Consider the following 6,437-nt stretch of genomic DNA (forward strand, 5'->3'; position numbering starts at 1 on the left):
ACTTTCTACTTCGCTTTCATTGCGACATAAGTCTGGATTAAAACTCAAGGTGATTATTCCTTAATTTTGAATTTTTTCCTTGATTAATTTATCCGATCCTATCCAACGGATTAATTGATGTCAATCTTGACAATTTGATTCAGTTGTATTACTTTTTTTTCAGTATTTTTACAGTTTTATACCAATTTATAAAAGTGGTATTATCAATTAATTTTATTCTGCTTGGGGTTATTTTTCTAAGAGCATCTTGCTCCCGTTGAGTATCAAGATACCCTATAAAAAAAATCCGGTCAAAATGCCGGATTATATAAAAATTGATAAATGAAAAATTAGTGGTATGTGTTAATGGGGTTTGAATCCCTATTAAAAACCTTGAGAAGCTGATAGCTAATAGCTGATAGCTGACCGCTTTCCTGACTAAAATTACTGGGAAACTTTCTGAGCATCATACTCTTTAAAAGTTAGGTAAAACTTAGTTTTATCATACAGATGACATTTCTCTGTTATCTCCTTCATTAAAGACCAAGAAAACTTAGTTTCATAAAGTTTATCTCCCCATTGATCCTTCAAAAATTGATGTGCTTTCCTGAGATTATATGAAGGAATTCCTGTAGAGACATGATGGGGAATATGCACATTAATATCATGGCAAAGAAACTCTACCCACCGGGGATAATCACAATGTACTGTACCAAATAATTGAGCCTCCGCTTCATTCCACTCTTCTACAGGAGTAAAAGGAATTTCTGGTACTGTATGGTGAACAATAGTAAATGTACTCATCCAGAAATGGTAAACCAACCAAGGCATTAACCAAAACTTGACCAGACCCCACAGGCCAACTGTAGCGATAAGCAGAGGAAAGGCGATCGCGCTAAACCCGAAAACTACCAACGCAGAAAACTTGACATCTTCCCTATCTTTAGCTTCAAATTTTCTCCAATCAAAATGGACAACCGCCCAGTGAGCAACAGATCCTAACCACCAAAATCTTCCACGCATAAACTGATACACTGACTGCATCAAGCTACCTGCATTCCCATAATCTTCTGGATACCAAGGTTGCCAAGCATTATCTTCCCCCATTTTATTCGTATGTTTGTGGTGATAATTATGGCCTATTCGCCAGCCATGAAAGGGATAAATTAAAGGCAAAAACACTAAGTGACCAACCAGGTCGTTGACCCAGCGACGGTTAGCAAAAGAACGATGACCGCAGTCATGGCCAATAACAAAAAAACCAGTCAATGCTGTGCCAGTGAAAACCCAAAGTAGGGGCAATAAAAACCAAGGTGTAATTGTTAGTCCCCAGTAACCTAATACAACCATAAAAATATTGACTGCTACCATTGTCCATGTTTTCCATTTATCTTTGAGAAAAACTTCACGAGGTAGAGTTTTTACAATATCTTTAAGTTGTAGTTGCTCGTTTCTAATCTCAGAATTTCCATGAGTAGATTCTGCAATTGATACTGTCATAAATTATTTGAGTTCTCCGTATTTTTTTTGTGGTTATGTAGTAGATTTATGATTCCGAAAAAAAACGCCAGCGCAAATACTTTGCTGGCAGTTTTGACCACAGAAAGTAGTTAACAGAAATTTTTAAGACATACTAGAACTTAGTGAATCTTAGTCAATTTTGTACACAATAACACTGTAGTAAAACCTTTCTTGTTACATCATAATCTTGTCATTATCAAAGTCAATTAATTGATTTGGTTACTACTACTATCTGATTTTTTATTCATCAAGTTGAGCAATCATTTATTTATTCACGATTTTTATTGATTGAATTATTTTTCAACCTCTGAGACTAATTTTCTAAGTTTCGTTCTTTTATAGTCCGCAATTCCAACAATAAAGTTTCTACTTCTGCCTCAAGATGGAGCAACTTAACTTGTTGATCTGTTTGATACAAAGATTTCATCTTTTCTTGAGTGTAGTTTTGATTGCTTGATACCCCTGAAACATTTACCCTTTTAGAAGTATCTACAGAAACAGATGCACTGGACAAATTGGATATACTGTTAGACATCAGTAATTTACTAGCCATTTATACTTACTTCACTTATTTTTCTATTGTAACCGGAATATTAAGATAAGTTACAACAAATTAAACTATTTAACTTCCGGCATTAAAAAGTTGGAGTACCATATCCAACACTAAACATTTGGATAATACAATAAGATTAGTAAGGTTTAGTATCTTTCTTAACCATAGATTTGATAAAGTTTTCATTGTAAAAATTCGGTAAGTGGGAAAAGTGCCAGTTTAACGGCTCGATGGAAACAACGCGACGGGTAATAAAGCGTAGTCAAAATATGCGATAATCAAGGTATAAAGACACAATGACCTTTGAACCATGGTGAGAGCATCGTTAGCTAATGGACGCTTCAGTTAAAGGGTGGTTAACCGAAAAGGTAGCCCAGTGCTAGCCAGCACTCTGTTTCCAGCCGTTAGTCAGCACCTTGTACCTCAAAGCGAGTGAATCAACCAACAACTTTAAAAGTAGTCTCAATGGTCGAATGACCGGAGAGGGTAGTGGCGATTGGCACCGCCTTGTGAGCTGCTGCTGTATGCGTACTATGGTACGGTAATGGCAATGTGGCCGTTACGAGCAATGTGAAAATCGCGGATTTATCCCGATAGAAAACTCCTAATCACGAATCCACGCGGATTTATCCAGTGGAGTGTCAACCTTACTAAAAATTGACCAAAAAGTTATTTATAGCTTTGGCCTAAGGTAAAAAAACTAAACTTTACAGTAAAAAATTCAAAACTTAAAAATGACCTTAACACGGCCCTTTTCTCAGTCAAAATTACAAGGCTGGCCTGGTTTGATAGAGGCATATAGATCCTATCTACCAGTGACAGAAGAAACTCCTGTAATCACATTGCAAGAAGGTAATACTCCTCTCATACCTGTGCCGACGATCGCCCATCAAATAGGCGGCCAAGTAGAAGTCTTTATCAAATATGATGGCCTTAACCCCACAGGTAGTTTCAAAGATAGGGGCATGACTTTAGCTATATCCAAAGCCAAAGAAGAAGGGGCAAAAGCAGTAATCTGTGCTAGCACAGGCAATACCTCAGCTGCCGCTGCTGCTTATGCTAGACGAGGTGGGATGCGAGCATTTGTCATAATCCCAGATGGTTATGTTGCATTAGGAAAATTAGCCCAAGCCTTATTGTATGGTGCAGAAGTCTTAGCCATCAAGGGAAATTTTGACCAAGCCTTAGAAATTGTCCGAGATGTGGCCGCTAAATATCCTGTCACTTTAGTTAACTCAGTTAATCCCTATCGCCTAGAAGGCCAAAAAACAGGAGCTTTTGAGGTAGTGGACACTTTGGGGGATGCCCCAGATTGGTTATGTATTCCTGTGGGAAATGCCGGAAATATCACAGCATATTGGATGGGATTTTGTCAATACCATCAAATCGGAAAATGCGATCGCCTTCCGCAAATGATGGGTTTTCAGGCAGCAGGGGCGGCACCCATTGTTCAAGGTCATCCTGTAGTCCAACCGGAAACAGTGGCCAGCGCCATTAGAATTGGCAATCCTGCTAGTTGGGAAAAAGCTGTAGCAGCTCAACAAGCTAGTCAAGGAAGTTTTACAGCGGTTACCGATGAAGAAATATTAGAGGCTTATCGTTTATTGGCGTCCAATGAAGGAATTTTTTGCGAGCCTGCTAGTGCTGCTTCTGTTGCGGGTTTATTGAAAGTCAAAGACCAAGTTCCCAGAGGAGCAAAAGTAGTTTGTGTACTTACTGGTCATGGTCTCAAAGACCCAGATGTGGCGATTAAACATAGCAATAATCAGTTTCGGCAGGGAATAGAGCCAAATATAGAGGCAGTAGCGGAAGTTATGGGGTTTTAAAGGAAGGAAAAAGGAAAATATTTTTGGTTCTACTTTTGAGCTTTTCTCTCTAATCTTTACGACTGGGTAAGCGGGGCAATGGCCTTTCATTGGGCGGCAACTGAGCAGCATTGGGAGAGAAGCTTTCCTTTAGTTGGATTTGATTTTGAGCTTGAATATTGGCTTCTGTTGTTGGCTGAATATCAGGAGTAATTTCCGATTTTTGTTGTTTGTTTGCTTTTGCTTTGGCCAGAATATCTACTGCATCTGCCAAAGCATTTGTTAAACTTGTACGAGTATTTGTATGATTGACTTGCTCTTGTTGGAGTGCTTCACTTAATTTTTGGACTTGTGCAAAAGCACGGTCTCGTTCTTGGACAACTTCAATAATTTTGGCCTTAAGTTCAGCCAAAGTTTGTAAATTTTCGATTTGCTGTTCAATAGTCGTTACACTTTCATCTATACTTCCTTCAACAGATGGAAAGCCTTGTAATTTCTGAGCCTGGGCTTTTAAAGTCTGAATAGTTTCTTGAGCCAGTTGAGTTTCAGTTCGTCGTTGTTGAGCTTCAGTATTATAGAGTTGGCACCACTTAGAAGCACTATCCTGAGCTGCATTTAATTCTGTTTGAAGTTTTACTATTTTCTCTTGAAGAGCTTTAATTTCATTTAACCACGGGGTTATGTCCTGAGTCATATCATATTTTAGATTATAGAATGTTCATCTCATCGGGTGATGTTTCCTAGCAAAGTTGCCTTTGCAATTTTAGGTAGTCCTGGGGAGCATGAAAGTATACAGCAAAAAGGAATACCAGGCAAGGGATTGATCAGGCTCCCACTGCCGTGCCTCGTAACAAACATTGCCGGATAATGCACGACCATTAAAATACATTAGCACCCAATTTTAAACTTATAGCAACAGAAGTATAGTTTAGGACGGTAGATACTGAAAGGGAACAGGGAAGTACTAATATCATGTCCGGTTGAATACTTATAAATAATAACGGAGGAGTTAGGAGTTAGGAGTCAGGAGGGAAGAAGAAGAAAGTTTTTTATCACTAATTAAACGGATATGATATAACTTTTAGTTCAACTAATGGGACTGAAACATTTTTAGGTCGAAAAATGGCGCTCGTGTCAGTCTAGATAAGGAAATTACGTCAATGCTCTAAAAATGCCTAGAACCCTTGGTAATTAAGGATTTATGGCTTTTGACGTAACAGCCTCTTCCTGTCTATATTTGAGGCTATTTTCTACTTCTATTTTGTGTAAGTCCCACTAATATGAACACGACTTACACAACAGCACTAATTATACTGGATATATCTGGTATTATAACCAACTTATACGCTATATATAGCTGTACTGTCTAAGTACTGATGAAAATAAAATTTATAGCAGTTGAAGCATAATTTAGGACAGCTCTAAAACTTCAAAATCTTACAGGTAATCGCTTTTATCCTAGTTGTTTGCGGAGCATGACCTAGAAAATTCTTATAGCTATATTAGTGTGTTGTTTCAAAGCATAGATGATTGGTATTGGAAAACAAAATAGTGATTGAAATTAACAAAAACCGAAGGTCAAATTTATATTCGACCTTAGAAGCAAATAAATTGACTTTACTTTACTCTACTCAAACTATCATTCTTAAGCAAAATATCTTAATTTTAAGCTCCTAGAGATAAATATAGGAACATACTTTTTACTTTTACATTACATTAAAGGAGTAGCTGATACCATTGAAATCAATAGTTGCTAAAAATATTTTTGTAAAATCACTTGTTCAAATTGCTATGATACCTTATATAATTATAGATTTTTGATACCTGGATTAGAAAAATTTTGCCTCTGTACAACTTTCCTTTTTATTTCTTGTAGCAAATTTTTTCTATAATATATTGCTATTTAGTTTTAATTTTTGCCCTCAATAAAGTAATTTTTTTTGGTACATATTCCGAAATTTATAAATTGATAATTGTTGTTTTTAAGTTTTTGTTAGTTGACAAATTATTCTCTACTAAAAGTAACTCAGATAATCTTTTTTGCCTCAAAGCCCTATGAGCTTTCTCCATTTTTTACGTCACTTTAATTCTGCCACATTGCGAGAAGTTTTAAACCACTCCAATAGGCAGCGATTTTTCAACTTATTAACTCCAATTGCTAAACGTGGCTATGGCATGATATTGACGATATTAAAAAGGATCGTCAAACATATACTGAAGCGAATTATTCGCTTTTTTCAGTTCCTTCTTCATCTAAATTTTAATACCATTAAACAAGTATGTATTTGTGCTGGCAAAAGCAGATTATCAGGTTTATCAGCCGAGATGGCCTATAATGCTATGCTCGCTTTATTTCCCGGATTATTAACAATAATTGCAGCAATTGGATTATTTGAATCTTTGCGATTGCCTCTATTACAAATGGGTAGTTTACTAACAGATATAGTACCTAATCAAGTGCGATTTTTAATTAGCAGTGCTGTTGATGAAATTCTGAAAACCCGCAACAAAGAAATATTTTCTTTCAGTTTTATTGGCTCAATATGGATATTTTCTAGCGTACTGACTTCTGCTATGGC

5 protein-coding genes are annotated in these 6,437 nt (G+C 36.7%); 2 read left to right on the top strand and 3 right to left on the bottom strand.

Going from position 1 to position 6,437, the window contains the following annotated elements:
• Positions 1-423 precede the first annotated feature (423 nt).
• Together F6K27_RS15710 and F6K27_RS15715 are read right to left on the bottom strand one after the other, a co-directional pair.
• Positions 424-1,479, bottom strand: coding sequence for a fatty acid desaturase (locus F6K27_RS15710; protein ID WP_124145657.1), 1,056 nt, complete (start codon positions 1,477-1,479; stop codon positions 424-426).
• 334 nt (positions 1,480-1,813) lie between these two features.
• Positions 1,814-2,035 (bottom strand): hypothetical protein, encoded by a 222-nt coding sequence (locus tag F6K27_RS15715; protein ID WP_124145658.1) that lies wholly within the window; start codon positions 2,033-2,035, stop codon positions 1,814-1,816.
• 752 nt (positions 2,036-2,787) lie between these two features.
• Here F6K27_RS15715 and thrC point away from each other — a divergent pair.
• Positions 2,788-3,879 (top strand): threonine synthase, encoded by a 1,092-nt coding sequence (thrC, locus tag F6K27_RS15720; protein WP_124154770.1) that lies wholly within the window; start codon positions 2,788-2,790, stop codon positions 3,877-3,879.
• Between the two features lie 49 nt (positions 3,880-3,928).
• On the opposite strand, the gene F6K27_RS15725 is transcribed toward thrC, so the two are convergent.
• The gene (locus F6K27_RS15725) at positions 3,929-4,552 is read right to left on the bottom strand and encodes a hypothetical protein (RefSeq protein WP_287275596.1); all 624 of its coding nucleotides are present in this window, start codon (positions 4,550-4,552) and stop codon (positions 3,929-3,931) included.
• 1,361 nt (positions 4,553-5,913) lie between these two features.
• Here F6K27_RS15725 and F6K27_RS15730 point away from each other — a divergent pair.
• A partial coding sequence (locus tag F6K27_RS15730; RefSeq protein WP_287300889.1) for a YhjD/YihY/BrkB family envelope integrity protein occupies positions 5,914-6,437 on the top strand: 524 nt, incomplete at its 3' end.

This window comes from Okeania sp. SIO2F5, from assembly GCF_010692685.1.
Taxonomy (GTDB): domain Bacteria; phylum Cyanobacteriota; class Cyanobacteriia; order Cyanobacteriales; family Microcoleaceae; genus Okeania; species Okeania hirsuta.

What these genes read in the sequence shown, in the direction of transcription:
- F6K27_RS15710 (WP_124145657.1), bottom strand. Translation starts at nt 1,479, where the DNA reads ATGACAGTATCAATTGCAGAATCTACTCATGGAAATTCTGAGATTAGA.
- F6K27_RS15715 (WP_124145658.1), bottom strand. Translation starts at nt 2,035, where the DNA reads ATGTCTAACAGTATATCCAATTTGTCCAGTGCATCTGTTTCTGTAGAT.
- thrC (WP_124154770.1), top strand. Translation starts at nt 2,788, where the DNA reads ATGACCTTAACACGGCCCTTTTCTCAGTCAAAATTACAAGGCTGGCCT.
- F6K27_RS15725 (WP_287275596.1), bottom strand. Translation starts at nt 4,552, where the DNA reads ATGACTCAGGACATAACCCCGTGGTTAAATGAAATTAAAGCTCTTCAA.